We start from the raw sequence: 15,080 nt of genomic DNA, 5'->3' as shown, positions 1-15,080 counted from the left end.
GCCGGGCAACCTCGGGACCGAGATGATGCTTGTCTATCAGCGTTCTGACACCGTGCGGTCGTTGTCTTCACCTGCTGGCGTGACGGAGGGTGGATGCTGCGGGAAGGAGCAGAGGCTTGGGTCAACGGGAGGCGGCGCGACCAGAGCCCCGAGACGTAACAGAGGTGACCTTCAGTCGACAATCCGCACTCGAGGTGTGGCGTCGTGGGCACCTGCTGCAGGAGCAGCTCACCGCGTTCGGATCGGCTCGAACAGCCGCGGAGCTTGAGGCGGCAGAACTGTACCGCCAAGGACAGCATGACGCCGTGGTCGAGGGGTTACGGAGCACACCGATCCAGGAACTCCGATCCGTGCGGCCGGGTCTGCGAATCGCGCCGAGCCTGGAGCGCCGAGGTTATCGAACAGTCCTGGACGTGCTGCACGCATCGCACGGTGATCTCGTACGCCTTCCAGGAGTAGGAAGCCACAGCGCTGCGGCCGTAGCCGACGCGGCGCAGGCGATTCGACGCCTTTTCCAGCAGAGTGCCTCGGTGCGCTTGGATGCCAACCGCAAGAACCCGGCCTTGGAGCCGCTGTTGCGGGCTCTGTGGGTGCTTCGCATCGTCACCGAGTTGCACGCCGATGGGAGCGCCCGCCTGGGCTCCCTCGCCGACGACCTGGACGATGCCCTGCGCAGGGCGAGGCGCGCCACACACAGAGGCGGGCTGCTGTTCGCTCGGGCCGCCACCAAGGCGGCTGCCTGGACAGCGGTAGCGGAGGTGGAGCGACTGGTGAGTAGTCGCCAGGCAGACGCAGCGGCCACGCTCCTGGCCCGGCAGGACCAACTGAACACCCACGCTTCAACTGCCGGCCGGGATGCGCTGTGGGCCGACTTCACACGCCACGCCGCGGTCTACAACACGCTGCTTGAGCGGGTCAGCGGTAGCACGACAGACGGTGCCGCCGCTCATGGACACCTGCCGCAGGCTCTGCAGAACCAGGCCGCGCAGATCGGGCTGGACCTCGGGAGGTTACGCGTCACGTTGCGCGGCTATCAGGCTTTCGGAGTCCGGTACGCGCTCCTGCAACGGCGTTGCATCCTCGGTGACGAGATGGGGTTGGGCAAGACGATCGAAGCCATCGCGGTCTGCGCCCACCTCACTGCCGCCGGAGGGCGTCACTTCCTCGTCGTCTGCCCGGCCAGCGTCATCGTGAACTGGCTCAACGAGATCGCATCCCACAGCACGCTGCCCGCCCACCGGCTACACGGGCCGCAGCGCGACGAAGCGATCCGCCGATGGCACGCCGACGGCGGCGTGGCCGTCACCACCTTCGAGACATTGAGCCGGCTGTCGTTACCTCAAGACCTCCGCCCCGGCGTCGTCATCGTGGACGAGGCGCAACTGATCAAGAATCCCGCGGCCCAGCGGTCCCAGGCCGTCGCCGCGTATCTCGCCCAGGCGCCCCGAGCCCTCTTCCTGACCGGCACACCGATGCTGAACCGGGTCGACGAGTTCCGAAACTTGATCCGTTACCTGAACCCCGCGGTGGCAGGCACGATCACCGTCACGGACGGACTGGCCGGTGCTGCCAGCTTCCGCCGCAAGGTCGCCAACGTGTACCTGCGCCGCAACCAGAAAGACGTCCTCGACGAACTTCCGGACCTGATCGAGGTCGCAGACTGGGTCGAGATGGGTCAGGCGGAGACGCGCACCTACCAGCGGGCGGTCGAGGCCCGGCGGTTCGCCGACATGCGTCGCGCCGCCGTGGTCACGGACGGATCACGCATGCCGGCGAAGGTGGAGCGCCTGCGCGAGGTCGTCCAGGAGGCCGCGGACAACGGATGGAAGGTCGTGGTCTTCTCCTACTTCCTGGAGGTTCTGAACCGCGTACGCGTGAGCCTGCAGGAAGGCACTCCGACGTTCCTGCTCTCCGGGACCGTCCCCGTCGCCGCTCGGCAGCAGGTCGTGGACGACTTCAGCGGTACGGACGGGCACGCGGTCCTGGTCAGCCAGATCGGCGTTGGCGGGGTGGGCATGAATCTCCCAGCGGCGTCGGTGGTCGTGCTCACCGAGCCGCAACTGACCCCGGCACACGAGGAGCAGGCCATCCGGCGGTGCTACCGGATGGGACAGACCCGCGGTGTACGGGTTCACCGCCTGCTGGCCAGAAACACCGTGGATCAGCGGTTGGTGGAGATGCTCGAACGCAAGAGTGCCCTGATCCGCGCATATACCCATGACAGCATCGCGAAGATGGCTGACCCGTCGGCGACTGACGGCAGCTACGTCGACCACGACCTCCTCGCCGACGAGGCGATCCCGCTCGACCGGCGGATCATCATGGTCGAGCGTCAGCGGCTCGGCCTCGACGAACGGCGGGTGTCCTGACGGCGGGCCGAGCGACCACCCACCCGCGACATGACACGACACGAAAAGGCCCCGACCCGGGGTGAACCACCAGGTCAGGGCCTTGATCGTTGGTGCGCCGCCAGGGACTCGAACCCCGAACCCGCGGATTAAGAGTCCGCTGCTCTGCCAGTTGAGCTAGCGGCGCTCGCTGACAACGACGAGCACGCTAACACGCCCGCGAACCACCCTCGGAACCCATCCCCGGGCTGTGCTCAGTGGGCGGGGTTCGGCGTGTGCGGCAGTTTGCCGAGTTGCTTCCAGTTCGTCTCGGCGACCTCGACGCCGTAGTGCTCGGCGGCGGCGAGGATGTTCTGGAAGGCCAGGTCACGGTCCTTGTCGGTGACACCCTGCACCTGGTCGAAGCGGGCGATCGCGTTACGGACGTGGCCCGCGTCGGTCATCGGCTCCTTGCGCTTGCCGGGGAATGCGAAGACGCTCTCCGGAAGCTCGCGCTTGTCCTTGTCCGTCAGGCCGCCGTGCTCCTCGTGGGGTTTCCAGGTCGACTCCATCGCCCACCATTACCCATTTTTCGTCCAGAGGTACGCCCGGACCGGCTTGATTAAGAGTGTTTAAAGACCCTGTCCGGCATGCGCGGCGAATGCCTACCATACGGCGGCCCGTGACCGTTCGGGTCAGCCCTGTCGTCTGTTCGTTGGGAGTGACCCGTGTCGTACGAAGGCCCGCCGCCGTCGCGTCATCGTCCCCCGGGGTGGGCCACCCACAAGAGACTGAGCGTCGCCGCGGGCGTGGCAGTCGTGCTCGTCGTCGCGGCCGGGGCGGTGTACTTCAGCAACGGCGGGGCGCAGCCCGAGCCGTCGAACGCGGCCAACGCCCTCGGATACCCGTCGCCGTCGGCTGGGCAGGCGGAGTCGCCCGCAACGGGGGTCCCGGCCTCTGCGACACCGTCGGTCTCCGCGACCCCGTCGACCGGCGCGACGCCGTCGACCACTGCCGCACCGAAGGCCCCCGTCACCGGCTGGGTTCCCGTCGACCGTGCGGCCTGGAAGGCGCAGTCCGACGCGTACGAGGCGCTGAGAATCGACCCCGCCCCGGCCGGTGTCGGCGACCTCCCGGAGTTCCGGGCGGACTGCCAGTACAGCCACCGGCTGCCGGATGACCCGATCGTCGCCCCCGGTCTCCCGGGCGCCTCACACATGCACTCCTTCGTCGGCAACAAGGCGGTCAACGCGAACACCGTCGCCGGAGACCTGACGAAGTTCACTGCCACGTCCTGCAAGCCGATCCAGGATCACTCCGCGTACTGGGTGCCCACGCTCTTCGACAACGCGACCGGGAAGCCGGTCGAGACCACAGGCTTCCGGGTCTACTACCGCTCGCTCGCGAAGAACTCGACAGGCCAGATGCCGATGCCCAACGGCCTGCGCATGGTCTCCGGCGACGCCAAGAAGAGGACACCGACACCGCGCGGCGCGACCGGCCAGTTCTACTGCGCCTTCTACGGCCCCGGCGACCTCGACGGCGTCGCCCGCAGCACCAACGGCAACTGGCCGATCTGCGGCGGGACCGCCACGCTGCACTTCATGCTGCAGTTCCCCGACTGCTGGGACGGCAAGCACCTGGACAGCCCCAACCACAAGGACCATGTGGCGTACGGCAGCGGCAATACCTGCCCGCCCGGCCACCCGGTTCGGATTCCGGCGATCACCTTCGACATCCAGTACCCGGCCAAGGGCACCCCGGCGGGCTATTACCTCGCCTCCGACAAGGAGGGCAAGAGCGCCTCGTCGATGCACGGCGACGCGTTCGTGATGTGGGATGTCAACACCATGAACAAGCGCACCAAGAACTGTGTCCTGGGACGCAGGACCTGCGACAACTACGGCTACCAGAAGTAGCCGGGGCCAGGCCCGTGTCGGCCTGGCCCCGGACTCCGGTGGTGATCAGCTACGCAGCGTCCACTGCTGGTTGGCGCCGCCGTTGCACGACCAGAGGATGAGCTTCGTGCCGTTGGCGCTGCCCGCGCCGTTGGCGTCGAGGCAGAGCCCGGACTGGCCGTTGGTGATGGTGCCGTTGGCGTTGATGTTCCACTGCTGGTTCGCGGCGCCGTGGCAGTCCCAGATGATGACCTGGGTGCCGTTGGCGGTGCCCGCTCCCGAGGCGTCCAGGCACTTGTTGCCGTACACCATCAGTTGCTTGCCGGAGGTGGAGGTCCACCGCTGGTTGGTGCCGCTGCCGCAGTCCCAGAGCTGCACCTGGGTGCCGTTGGTCGTCGAGGAGTTGGGGACCTCGACACAGCGGCCGGACTGGCCGCCCACGAGCTGCCCGCCCTGCTGACTGCCACCGCCGCTCTGCTGCCGGACGATGGAGGTCGACTCGGCGGACCGGTTGCCCTGTGCGTCGACGACGTAGAGCCGGTACTCGCCCTGCGTGGCCGGCACGGCGATGGACGTGGCGTTACCGGCCGCCCTGGTCATCGTCGCTCCGGCCGTGAAGGTGGTCGTGCCGTACGGTGCCAGCCAGACCGACTTGGTGGCGTCGCCGGTGCTCCGGATCGGGATCGTCGCCGTGCCACTGGTGACGTACGTGCTGGCCGGCAGCACGTAGTTCGGCGCGGAGAACCTGCTGGCCGGGATGATGTCCCGGTACGCGTCCTCCAGGCCGGAGTTCGCCGCGATGCCGTACGCCGCCGCCGGCCAGACGTAGTCGGAGGAGACGAGGATGTCGGCGACCGTGCTGTTCGGCAGGTTCTTGTTCGAGACCTTGTTGATCGGTCCGTAGATCTGCGTGATGCTGAGGTCGTGCTTCCGACCGAAATCGTCGGAATTGATCATCCAGGTGACGTTCTTGTCGATGCTCAGGACGTTGTCGCGGAACGTGATGAACGCCGAGCCCTCGTCCGGGTGGAGTCCGTACTTGTGGCCCGAGGGCACACCCTGGAGGTAGTTGTTGGTGATCGTGGTCCCAGGCTGGCTGCCCAGCGTGTAGATGGGCGCCGTGTCACTGAGGCGCTGGACCGTGTCGATGATGTGGTTGTAGCTGATGGTGTTGTTCCGCGCCGTCGTGGTCGGCCGATTGGGCACGATCGACCCCGATGACCCGTCGAAGTTCCACCAGCCCCAGCCCATCGTGATGCCGGACCAGGGAGCCTTCTCGATCCGGTTGCGCTGGATCGTGAGGGTGTCGACGAAGTACGCCGAGATGGGGCTGTGCCCGTTGAACAGGACCGCGCTGTCGTAGATGTAGTTGTTCTTGATGTCGATGTTCTTCGGCAGCCCCTCGACCTGCGGGAGGTACTTCTCCCGGTTGCTCGACGTGCCGTCTCCGATGTAGACGTGCTGTGGATGGCCGACGTCGATGGCCGACCCGGCGATGTCGTTGGTGTAGTTGCCGATCAACTGCGTGTTCTGCACGTCGTTGACCATGCTGATGCCGTCGGCGCCGGTGTGCTGGACCCGGTTGCGTTGCAGGAGGATTCCGTCGGCGTTCTGCACCTGGACGATGCCGGGAGTGACGTCCACGTTGCGGTAGTAGTAGACGTGGAAGTTGCCCTTCGCGTACGCCTGCGCGCCGAGGTTGCCCTGCTGCGCCTGCTTGAAGGACGAGCCGGCGACGTTGAACAGGTTCCAGTCGGAGTGCTGCACGGTCAGGCCGGAGAAGGTGATGTTGCGCGCGTGGCTGCTCGTCGAGGTGCCGGCGACGCGCAGCACGGTGGTGACGTTGTTCGGCGCGTAGACCGACGCGGTCGACATGTCCTCGGAGCTGGCCTTGTAGTAGTAGACGGTCTTGCTGCTCTTGTCGAAGAAGAACTCGCCCGGCGCGTCCAGGAACTCGTACGCGTTCATGAGCTTGTGGGAGCCGCCGACCTGGGCGTTGCCGTTGAACGCGCCCTGCGCGATGGCCGCACCCGGCTGCTGGAACAGGGCGACGCGGTTCGTGCCGTCGGTGGTCACCTGACGGACTCCCACGATGGCGGTGGTCCAGGTCGTGCCCGTCTCGATCTCGATGTCGTCCTGGTTGCGGGGGATGGCGGGGAAGTCGTTCTGGCTGTACTTCGCGCCGTCGCACTGGGAGCCCGACTCCCACGCCCAGGACGCCTGGCCGGCGGTGACGTTGTACGTCCCGTAGCACCCCGCCGAACTGATGGTCTTGGTCGCCATCTGCGCGCGCTTGTCGTTGACGTAGAGCGTGCGCAGTTTGGTGCTGCGATCCAGCGGCGCCTTCCAGATGTTGCCGCTGTGCTGGGTCCACCCGGTCACCGGGACGCCGCCGTCAAGGACCGGGGTCTCGCCGGCGTAGGCGGCGTAGCTGATCCGGTACCCGTTGGTGCCGGAGTCGCTGGCGCCGAACTCGACGGTGCTGGTGACCGGATATCTGCCGCCGCGCAGGTACACGTTGATGTCGCCGGTCATGTTCACGTTCACAGTGCGGACGACGTCCCGGGCGCGTTGCACCGTCTTGAACGGCGACGCGAGGGTTCCCGGGTTGCTGTCGTTGCCGTCCGGGGCGACGTAGTAGGTCTCCTGGACCGCGGCCGAGGCCGGCGATTGACTGATCACCACGGCCGGCAGCGTGGCGGCGACGAGCGCCGCCGCGAGCAGTGCCGTGCGGGTGGTGGATACGGCTGATGTCACGTGCTGTCCTTTCTCACTTGTCGTCGACGTGGTGCCTGGTACGTGCATCGAGCGACAAGCAGGGAACAGCGACGCCACCAAGGATCGGCGGGGGGCGTGTGCCGCCCGACCGCACTCTTTTGCCAATCGCTACGAAGTCTCTCGCGGAGCGTATGTCAGACGTGTGACGAATGCAATACGAGATTGGGTCTCATCTATGTCTAAAAGCCTATGAAGAAGGCAAAAGACGCGACTGTTACCAGGTGCGGATGGGCATCATCCGATGAATCGGGCCGGGGCGCACGAGGCACCCCGGCCCGACCCGATCGGTGGCTGCTTCAGCAGCGCCCCGCTCGGCGTGTCGTACCGCCCAGCCGCCAACGGTCACCGAGCGCCCGAGCGCCCCGCAGCCGCCGAGCACGCATCACCGCAGCGAGAAGTCCGCCAGCCGCAGCGGAGTGTCATACACCAGGTAGACGTCCTGGGTGCCGGCGGCCCGGGCCACCTCGGCGCTGACGCTGACGTACCGGTAGTCGTCGCCGGTGCTGGGCACGGTGGCCGTACCCAGCAGTCGTCCGGTGGGCGAGCCCAGTCGAACCTGGATCGTGCCGGTACCCGCCGTGGCCTTGGCGACCCTGGCCGTGAAGGTATGGCTGCCCGGACGCACTGCGGACTTCGCGAAGGAGATCCACTGGCCGGAGGCGGTGGCACCCACGGCCGTACCGCGTACCTTCGTCTCGTCGACGAGCCGGACCCCCGCGTACCCGTCGAAGTTCTCGGCCCTGGTCGTCCGGGACAGGTCCCGGGCCGGGATCGCCTCACCGCGCACCGCGACCGCCGTCCGGGCCCGGAGGTCCGCGGCGCTCGCGCCGACCATCAGGTCGTACGTGGACGACTCGACCACCCACCGACGGCGGGTGACGTCCCAGTTCGCGAGGTCGGCGGCCCGCACCCGCAGCGTGACGGTGCGGGTCTGCCCGGGGGCGAGGTCCACCCGCTGGAACGACTTGAGCGCCCGGATCGGGGTCTTCACCCGCGACGTGCGCTGGTGGGCGTAGAGCTGGACGACCTCGGAACCCGCCCGGCTCCCGCTGTTGGTCACCTCGACGCGGGCCGTGATCGTGCCGTCCGCCGCGACCGACCGGGCGTCCGTGCGGAGCTGGCCGTACCGGAACCCGGTGTACGACAGCCCGTGGCCGAACGGGTAGAGCGGCTTCGCGGTGCTGTAGAGGTAGGTCTGACCGGACGAGATGATGTCGTACTCCAGCAGGTCCGGCGGCAGTTGCCGGTCCGATTGGTACCAGGTCTGAGTGAGCTTGCCGGACGGATTGCGGTCACCGAACAGGACGTCGGCAATGGCATGACCCGTCTCCGCGCCCGCATGGGTGGTCCAGACGATCGCCGGCACGTGCTCCTGCTCCCACCCGATCGTGACCGGATAGCTGGTCTGCACCACCAGCACCGTACGTGGGTTGGCCTTCGTCACGGCCTTGACCAGCGCTTCCTGGCCGGCACTCAGCGCCATCGAGGTGCGGTCGTGCGCCTCGCGCCCGTTGATGAACGGGTTGCTGCCGACGACCAGGACCGCTGTGTCGGCAGCCTTGGCCGCCGCGACGGCACGGTCGACACCGCTGCTGATCACCTCGCGGGAGAAGTGGGTCGCGTCCGCCGCGGTGGACGCGCCGAGCTTGAGGGCGCCGTCGTCGCCGACAGTGACGTACGTGTTGACGCCGAACCAGCTCTCGGTCGTCTCGTAGCCGGCATAACGCAACGCGACAGTCCCGTCGGCCTGCGGCTCCAGCGTGAACTGCTGCTGCACGTACCAGCCGTTCGGCTGCACGTCGCGGGTGACGAACGGCCCCCAGTTGTAGCCGAGGTAGCGACCGTTGGCCGCGTTGCGCAACGTCACCACGCCCTGCCCCCAGTCGACGCTGTCGAACTGGGCCGCGAGCGAGGCGTCGGTGCCGGTGGTGGCGACCGGGTCCGCGTCGGTGGTGCCGGTGGCGGTCACGTACCGGCCGGTGGACGGGTCCTTCAGCGCGATCCGGTCGGCCCCGTCGAGCCCGTCGACGCTGGCCGAGCTGCCCAACCGCTCACGGATGCCGTCGAGTGCGGTCACCTCGTAGGGCATGTCGGCGCCGTACCAGTCGGTGTAGAGGGTGTCGGCAAGCGGGCCGAGCACGGCCACCTTGCGGGTCCGGGACGGGTTCAGCGGAAGGGCCTGCCGGGAGTTCTTCAGCAGCACCATCGCCTCGCCGGCGGCCTGACGTGCCAGCCGCTGGTGTTCCGGGCTGTTGATGACGTCCGGGGTGATCGCCCCGTACCGGCCGCCGCCCGGGTCGAACTCGCCGAGGCGGAAGCGGATGTTCAGGGTCTCGGAGATCCGGGCGTCGATGTCCGCCTCGGTGAGCAGGCCGGCGGCGAGGGCCTGCTTGATGGCGGTGACGGTCGGCTGGGCGTTGGTGTCGTCGGTGATGAAGCTGTTGAGGCCGGCCTTGACGATGGCCGCGTTCCCCTCCGCCTGGGTGGGGTAGTAACCCTGCGAGGCGACGAGGTTGTTCGGCGCCCAGGCGTCGGTGACGTTCATCAACGGCTGGTCGGTCCAGCCTCGTACCACCGTCGCCAGGTCCGGGTCCACGGTGGCGGGACGGCCGTTGACCAGGTTGTACGACGCCATCACGCCGGTCGCCGCGTCGGCCGCGATGGCCGGCTTGAAGGCCGCCCGGTCGTACTCGTTGAGCACCCGTGGGGGGACGTTCGACGAGGTGACGTCGCGCCGGACCTCGTTGTTGTACGCCAGGTAGTGCTTGAGGGTCGGTGCGCTCTTCAGGTGGTCCGGGTCTCCGCCGGTCATCCCCGAGCCGTACGCGGTGGAGATCCTGGCGGTGAGCAGCGGGTCCTCGGAGTAGCCCTCCTCGTTGCGACCCCAGCGCGGGTCGCGCAGCAGGTTGACCACCGGCGCCCAGAGGTTGAGACCCCAGACCCGGGGGTTCTGCGCGTGGTAGCCACGCGCCTCGTCACCCACGGCCGAGCCGACCCGCTGGATCAGGTCGGGGTTCCAGGTGCTCGCCATGCCCACCGGCTGCGGGAAGGACGTGCCGCGGGCCTTGACCACCGCCCCGTTGTTGTCGATGTCGGTCGACCAGGCGACGCCGTGCAGCGCCTCGGTGCCGGTCTTGAACAGGCCGATGCCCAGTCGGGGAACGGCCGGCTGGTACTGGTGCAGCCACGAGATCTTCTCGTCCAGGGTGAGTCGGCCGAGCAGATCGTCGACCCGGGCCTGGACGGGGAGGTGGGGATCCCGGAACGGGTAGGCGGGGTCGGCGTGTGCCGTGCCGGGGACGGTCGGTAGGGCGAGCAGGGCGAGCGCGAGCGCGGTGATTCCGCGCCGAAGGCGCCACTTCCGCATGCGGTTCTCCTCATGTCGTACGACAGGCGCGATTCAGCGCCAAGACCGGCGTGGCCAGGCTCGACACCCGGCTGACGGGCCTGAGACGACGAGTCGTCGAAGCGCTTCGACGACCCGGCCGCATTACCACGGCCATGAATGTGTGATCCGCCAGACTATAGAGCTGCGCCTATGTGGTCGCAATACCGACCGCCCGCCCTACGAGCCGCCGGACGCCAGCCGCCGGACCATCACGCCCTCGATGTCACGGACTGGGACGAAGCCCCACCGGCGCGAATCGACGCTCCCCGAATTGTCACCGAGCAGCACGGTCATGCCGGCCGGCACCCGTCGCACCTGATCGCCGACCACCGGCACGACCGCTTGCGGAACCTGGTCACCGGGCAGCGCCACGACCCGCTTGACGAGCCAGTCGGACGCCCCGGAGCCGGGCGCGGCCGCGCGAGGCCCACCCTCCTGATGGTGTGCGACGACGATGTCGCCGGCCCGGAACCGGTGCGTTCGACGTACCAGGAGGCGGTCGCCGTGGACAAGGCTGGGGACCATGCTGTCCCCCGCGACGCTCACGACGAGGAAGCGCCGGCGCGCCGAAACGGCCCCGCCAACCAGCGCGACAAGCGCCACGAGGACGCCCAGGATGACGAGCAGAAATTGCGATTCGTCGGTCATACGTACCTCCCGGTGTATTGCTCTCATCTTTACGTGGTCAAAACAAGTCGTTGACAACATCGTCACACGCCTATATCCTCGGGATTCCCGGCGAAGGTTCTTGGGGCCTACGTGAGTCACGCCCCTCGACACACGAACACCACGGGGAACGGGGGGAAGTCGTGAGTGTCGCCGTTATCGCGGCAATTCTGATGCTGGCCGGCGTTCTTGCCATATCCATCATCGGCAAGGTACGCAGGCGTTCGAGCTTCGAGGCGTTCGCCGATGCGACCGCGGAACTGCGGGTCACGTCCACACGGTGGTCCCGCCCGGTCGCGGCCGCCTCGATCACGGCCGAGGTCGGCGTCCTCGCTCTCCTGATCTGGCCGGGGACCGCAGCCGTCGGTCTGGCAGCAGCGGTGCTGCTCTTCGGCGCGTTCGTGATCGCGCTCGCGCACGCGGTCCGGCAGGGGTCCACGGCAGGCTGCCACTGTTTCGGTCCGACGAGCACTCCCGTCGCATGGCGACACGTGGCGCGCAGCGGCCTGCTCGCCGCAGCGGCGGCAGGCGCCCTCGTCGGCGCCACGACCCTGCCCACCGTGTCGCTCGGCATGCTGACACCGGCACAATTTCTGGTGGCCTCAACCATTGCGGCCTTCATTACCACGGCACTGGTCAGACTCGATGATCTGACCTGGCTCGTCCGCGGAGTCCCACAAGCGCGCTGACAGTCTCAGAATCGAATGCGCACCCGCACTGACGCGCTTGTGGTGCGCCGATTAAAGGAGCCCTCTGTGGCATTTCTGTCCACTGCTGTCGCCATTCTCGCAGCACTCGTCCTCGCCGATCTCGCGCTGAGCGCCGCAGTTATCAGGCGGCTGCGCGAGACGGAGGCGAAGCTCATCGAAATGACATCACCGCCTGCCTCGGGGCTACCGCTCGGCACCGCCATGCCGGACTTCGTGGCACCGGACGGCCAGCTGTCCCGGGCCGACATCGTGGGCAGCCCGACGTTGATCGGCTTCTTCTCCGCCGGCTGCCGACACTGCCCCGGCCAGGCCGAGAAGCTGGCCGACCGTGCGGAGGAGATCACCGGCAGCGGCGTACGGGTGGTCAGCTTCCTCACCGCGCCCGAGGAGACGACCGAGAACCTTGGTCCGACGCTGCAGAAGGCCGGTCTCCTGGTCATGGACGACACCCCGAGCGCGGTGATGGCCGCGTTCCAGGTGCAGGGCACCCCGACGTTCGTGATGTTCGGCGCGGACGGCCGACTGGTGGCTCGCAGTCACGACCTGGGCGAGGTATTGGGCAGCCGATGAGGCGATCGTCGACGTTGTTGCGGCGCGCCTTCGGAATCTACTTCGGCGCGGCGCCCTGGGCGGCAGCGGTCAGCATAGTGATCATGGTGGTGGGCGGCCTCACGGCGGTCGCCACCGCATGGTTCACCCGAGCGATCATCGACGGCCTCTCGGGCAGCGCCGGGCAGACGATCTGGCTCGGTGTCGTCGGGTTCGGCGTGCTGGCCATCGTGTCACCCGTCATCCTGCACGTTTCCCAGTACGCGCAGCGGGACGCGGAACGTCGGGTGACGATCCGGACCCAGCAGGAACTGTTCAGCGCGGTCTCGGCGCATCCGCGCCTGACCGAGTTGGAGGACAGCAGGTTCCACGACCAGCTCCGGCTGGCCCATGAGGCGAGCCGCTTCGCGCCGACGCAGCTCAACAGCATGATCCTGGGCATCGGACAGGAGTTGATCACCATTGTGGCCTTCGGTGTGACGCTCGTCCGGTGGTCTCCCCTGGTGAGCGCGCTGGTCGTGCTGGCCGTGCTACCCACGCTGGTGGCCCAGATCCGCCTGGCCCGGATGCGGGGCGCGATGCTGGAACGTACCGTGCCGATGTTCCGCCGGCAGGCGTTCTACGCGGCGCTCCTGCTGGACATGCGCGCCGCGAAGGAGATCCGGCTGTTCGGGCTCGGCGCGTTCTTCCAGGGCCGTCTCCTGCGCGAGCTGCGGGCGGCCCAGGCGCAGGAGCGCCATCAGGACCGCGTGGCCCTGTGGGTCGACAGCACCCTCGCGGCGCTGACCGGCATCGTGTCCCTGGTCGCGCTGGCCGTCTTCGTCGCACGGGTCGCCGACGGAAACGGCACCGTCGGCGACCTCGTGGTCGTGATCGCGGCACTGGCCGCGTTGCAGACATCGGCGTCGAGCCTGGTCCGGCAGATCGCCATGCTCGGCGAGACGATGATCGTCTTCGGCCACTACGTGGACATCACCGCGGTGATCGGCGAGACCCGGCGGGCCGTTGCGCTGCCCCCGGCGCCGCCGCTGCAGCGAGGCGTGGAATTCGACGGCGTCTGGTTCCGGTACGCGCCCGACCACGACTGGGTGCTGCGCGACCTCACCATGCGGATCCCCCGCGGCTCGTCCCTCGCGCTGGTCGGCGACAACGGAGCCGGCAAGTCCACGGTGGTCAAACTGCTCTGCGGCTTCCACGTACCCGATCGCGGTGTCATCCGCTGGGACGGCGTCGACATCACCACCCTCGACCCGGCCTCGCTGCGCGCCCGCCTCGGCGCCACCTTCCAGGACTTCATGACGTACGAGTTCTCGGCCCACGACAACATCGCGGTCGGCGACATCAGCGCGCTCGACGACCGCGCACGAGTACGGGCGGCAGCCGCCACCGCCGACCTCGACTCCACGCTGCACGCACTGCCCAACGGGTACGACACCATGCTGACGCGCGCCTTCAGCGACGGGGATGCGCCCGGAGTGGGCGTCGTGCTCTCGGGGGGACAGTGGCAGAGACTGGCTCTCGCCCGAGCCGCGCTCAGGGAGGGCGCCGACATGCTGATCCTCGACGAACCGTCGTCAGGTCTGGACGTGGAGACCGAACACGAGATCAACCGGCGGCTGGTCGCGCTGCGCCACAGCCACACCAGTCTGCTCATCTCGCACCGCCTCAACACCGTCCGGGAGGCGGACAACATCGCGGTGCTCTCCGACGGACGCATTCTCGAACAGGGCCGTCACGACGAGCTGCTGGCATCGGGCGGTCGCTATGCCGACCTGTTCCACCTCCAGGCGTCCGGCTACCACGACGCGGTCACCACCCGGACCTCGATGTGAACGCTCACACCCTGCTCCGCGTCTCGTTGCTGGGCCCCATCGAGGCGACTGTCGGAGGCCAGCCGATGCCCATCGGCAGCCTGGGACGGCGGGCGTTGCTGGCGACCCTCGCCTTCAACCTGGGCGCCGTCGTCGGCGTCAACCGGCTCGTCGAGGTCATCTGGGACGAGCACCCCCCGATGACGGCGACGACGAAGCTCCAGGGTCACGTCTCCGCTCTCCGGCGGAGCCTCGTCCGGCTCGGCGGGGCGGAGGCGGTGCACGTCCTGCAGACACGCCCACCGGGTTACCTCCTGTGCACCGGTCTCACCTCGACCGACCTCGCCCGCTTCGACGAGCTGACGCACAGGGCGGCCGCCGCGCGGCTCCCCGCAGATGCCACCGACCGGGTCACGGCCCTCTCCTCGGCACTGCGACTGTGGCGGGGAGACGCCTGCGTCGATGCCAGGACCGCCGGGGTCGCGGGTCTGGCCGCGCCGCTGGACGAGCGCCGCTGGCGGGCCATGGAGGATCTGGCCGAGGCGCAGCTCGTCCTCGGCGACCACAACTCCGTCATCGACGCGATGGAACCCCTCGTACGGGAGTGGCCGTACCGGGAACGGGCCTGGGAGCACCTCATCGAGGCGCACATGAGGCGCGGCGACGTCGCGTCCGCCCTGGCCACCCATGACCACCTGTGCCAGATCCTGGCCACGGACCTCGGCGTCCAGCCCGGTCGACGAATCGGCCGGTTGATCGACATCATTCGGACACCGAGCCAGCATTGACAGCGCCGGTTTCTCCGCTGCCGACGGCGACCTCTCCGGCCGTCGCCAATGCCGTGCAGCACCGCCATGAACAGCTCGTACGCGATGCCGCAGGAGACCGGAACAGCATTAGCGCACCGTTAGCTGATCGTAAGTCGTCGATGAAAGTCTGGGCACTGTCGACGA

10 protein-coding genes and 1 tRNA gene are annotated in these 15,080 nt (G+C 68.2%); 6 read left to right on the top strand and 5 right to left on the bottom strand.

The features are described from left to right. Positions 1–89: 89 nt before the first annotated feature. On the top strand, positions 90–2,369 hold the full coding sequence (locus ABZV06_RS11225) for a DEAD/DEAH box helicase (RefSeq protein WP_355620521.1): 2,280 nt from the start codon (positions 90–92) through the stop codon (positions 2,367–2,369). Between the two features lie 90 nt (positions 2,370–2,459). On the opposite strand, the gene ABZV06_RS11220 is transcribed toward ABZV06_RS11225, so the two are convergent. Beyond that, positions 2,460–2,535, bottom strand: a tRNA-Lys gene (locus tag ABZV06_RS11220). A 67-nt stretch (positions 2,536–2,602) separates the two neighbouring features. After that, complete coding sequence (locus ABZV06_RS11215) at positions 2,603–2,899, bottom strand: DUF6582 domain-containing protein (RefSeq protein WP_355620518.1); 297 nt, start codon at positions 2,897–2,899, stop codon at positions 2,603–2,605. Between the two features lie 237 nt (positions 2,900–3,136). On the opposite strand from ABZV06_RS11215, the gene ABZV06_RS11210 reads away from it, so the two are divergent. After that, on the top strand, positions 3,137–4,246 hold the full coding sequence (locus tag ABZV06_RS11210; RefSeq protein ID WP_355620515.1) for a DUF1996 domain-containing protein: 1,110 nt from the start codon (positions 3,137–3,139) through the stop codon (positions 4,244–4,246). A 45-nt stretch (positions 4,247–4,291) separates the two neighbouring features. Here ABZV06_RS11210 and ABZV06_RS11205 read toward each other — a convergent pair whose 3' ends face one another. From ABZV06_RS11205 to ABZV06_RS11195, 3 genes are all read right to left on the bottom strand, one after another. Continuing rightward, on the bottom strand, positions 4,292–6,982 hold the full coding sequence (locus ABZV06_RS11205; RefSeq protein ID WP_355232881.1) for an RICIN domain-containing protein: 2,691 nt from the start codon (positions 6,980–6,982) through the stop codon (positions 4,292–4,294). Positions 6,983–7,385: 403 nt separating this feature from the next. Then, on the bottom strand, positions 7,386–10,370 hold the full coding sequence (locus ABZV06_RS11200) for a glycoside hydrolase family 3 C-terminal domain-containing protein (RefSeq protein WP_355620512.1): 2,985 nt from the start codon (positions 10,368–10,370) through the stop codon (positions 7,386–7,388). Positions 10,371–10,568: 198 nt separating this feature from the next. Further along, a complete protein-coding gene (locus tag ABZV06_RS11195) occupies positions 10,569–11,039 on the bottom strand; it encodes a S26 family signal peptidase (RefSeq protein ID WP_355620509.1) in 471 nt (156 codons plus the stop codon). 161 nt (positions 11,040–11,200) lie between these two features. Here ABZV06_RS11195 and ABZV06_RS11190 point away from each other — a divergent pair, with 161 nt between their 5' ends. The 4 genes from ABZV06_RS11190 to ABZV06_RS11175 all read left to right on the top strand — a co-directional run bounded on the left by ABZV06_RS11190 (position 11,201) and on the right by ABZV06_RS11175 (position 14,915). Then, on the top strand, positions 11,201–11,746 hold the full coding sequence (locus tag ABZV06_RS11190) for a MauE/DoxX family redox-associated membrane protein (RefSeq protein ID WP_355620506.1): 546 nt from the start codon (positions 11,201–11,203) through the stop codon (positions 11,744–11,746). A 66-nt stretch (positions 11,747–11,812) separates the two neighbouring features. Next, positions 11,813–12,337 (top strand): TlpA disulfide reductase family protein, encoded by a 525-nt coding sequence (locus tag ABZV06_RS11185; protein WP_355620503.1) that lies wholly within the window; start codon positions 11,813–11,815, stop codon positions 12,335–12,337. After that, a complete protein-coding gene (locus ABZV06_RS11180; protein ID WP_355620500.1) occupies positions 12,334–14,148 on the top strand; it encodes an ABC transporter ATP-binding protein in 1,815 nt (604 codons plus the stop codon). Before ABZV06_RS11185 ends, ABZV06_RS11180 begins: the two co-directional genes overlap by 4 nt. Then, positions 14,145–14,915 (top strand): BTAD domain-containing putative transcriptional regulator, encoded by a 771-nt coding sequence (locus tag ABZV06_RS11175; RefSeq protein WP_355620497.1) that lies wholly within the window; start codon positions 14,145–14,147, stop codon positions 14,913–14,915. The genes ABZV06_RS11180 and ABZV06_RS11175 overlap by 4 nt, the downstream gene beginning before the upstream one ends. The last annotated feature ends 165 nt before the right edge of the window (positions 14,916–15,080 follow it).

Source organism: Micromonospora sp. NPDC005172 (assembly GCF_040608555.1).
Taxonomy (GTDB): domain Bacteria; phylum Actinomycetota; class Actinomycetes; order Mycobacteriales; family Micromonosporaceae; genus Micromonospora.
The sequence above is the reverse complement of the archived record's forward strand: the minus strand, read 5'-3'. Positions and strand labels throughout refer to the sequence as shown.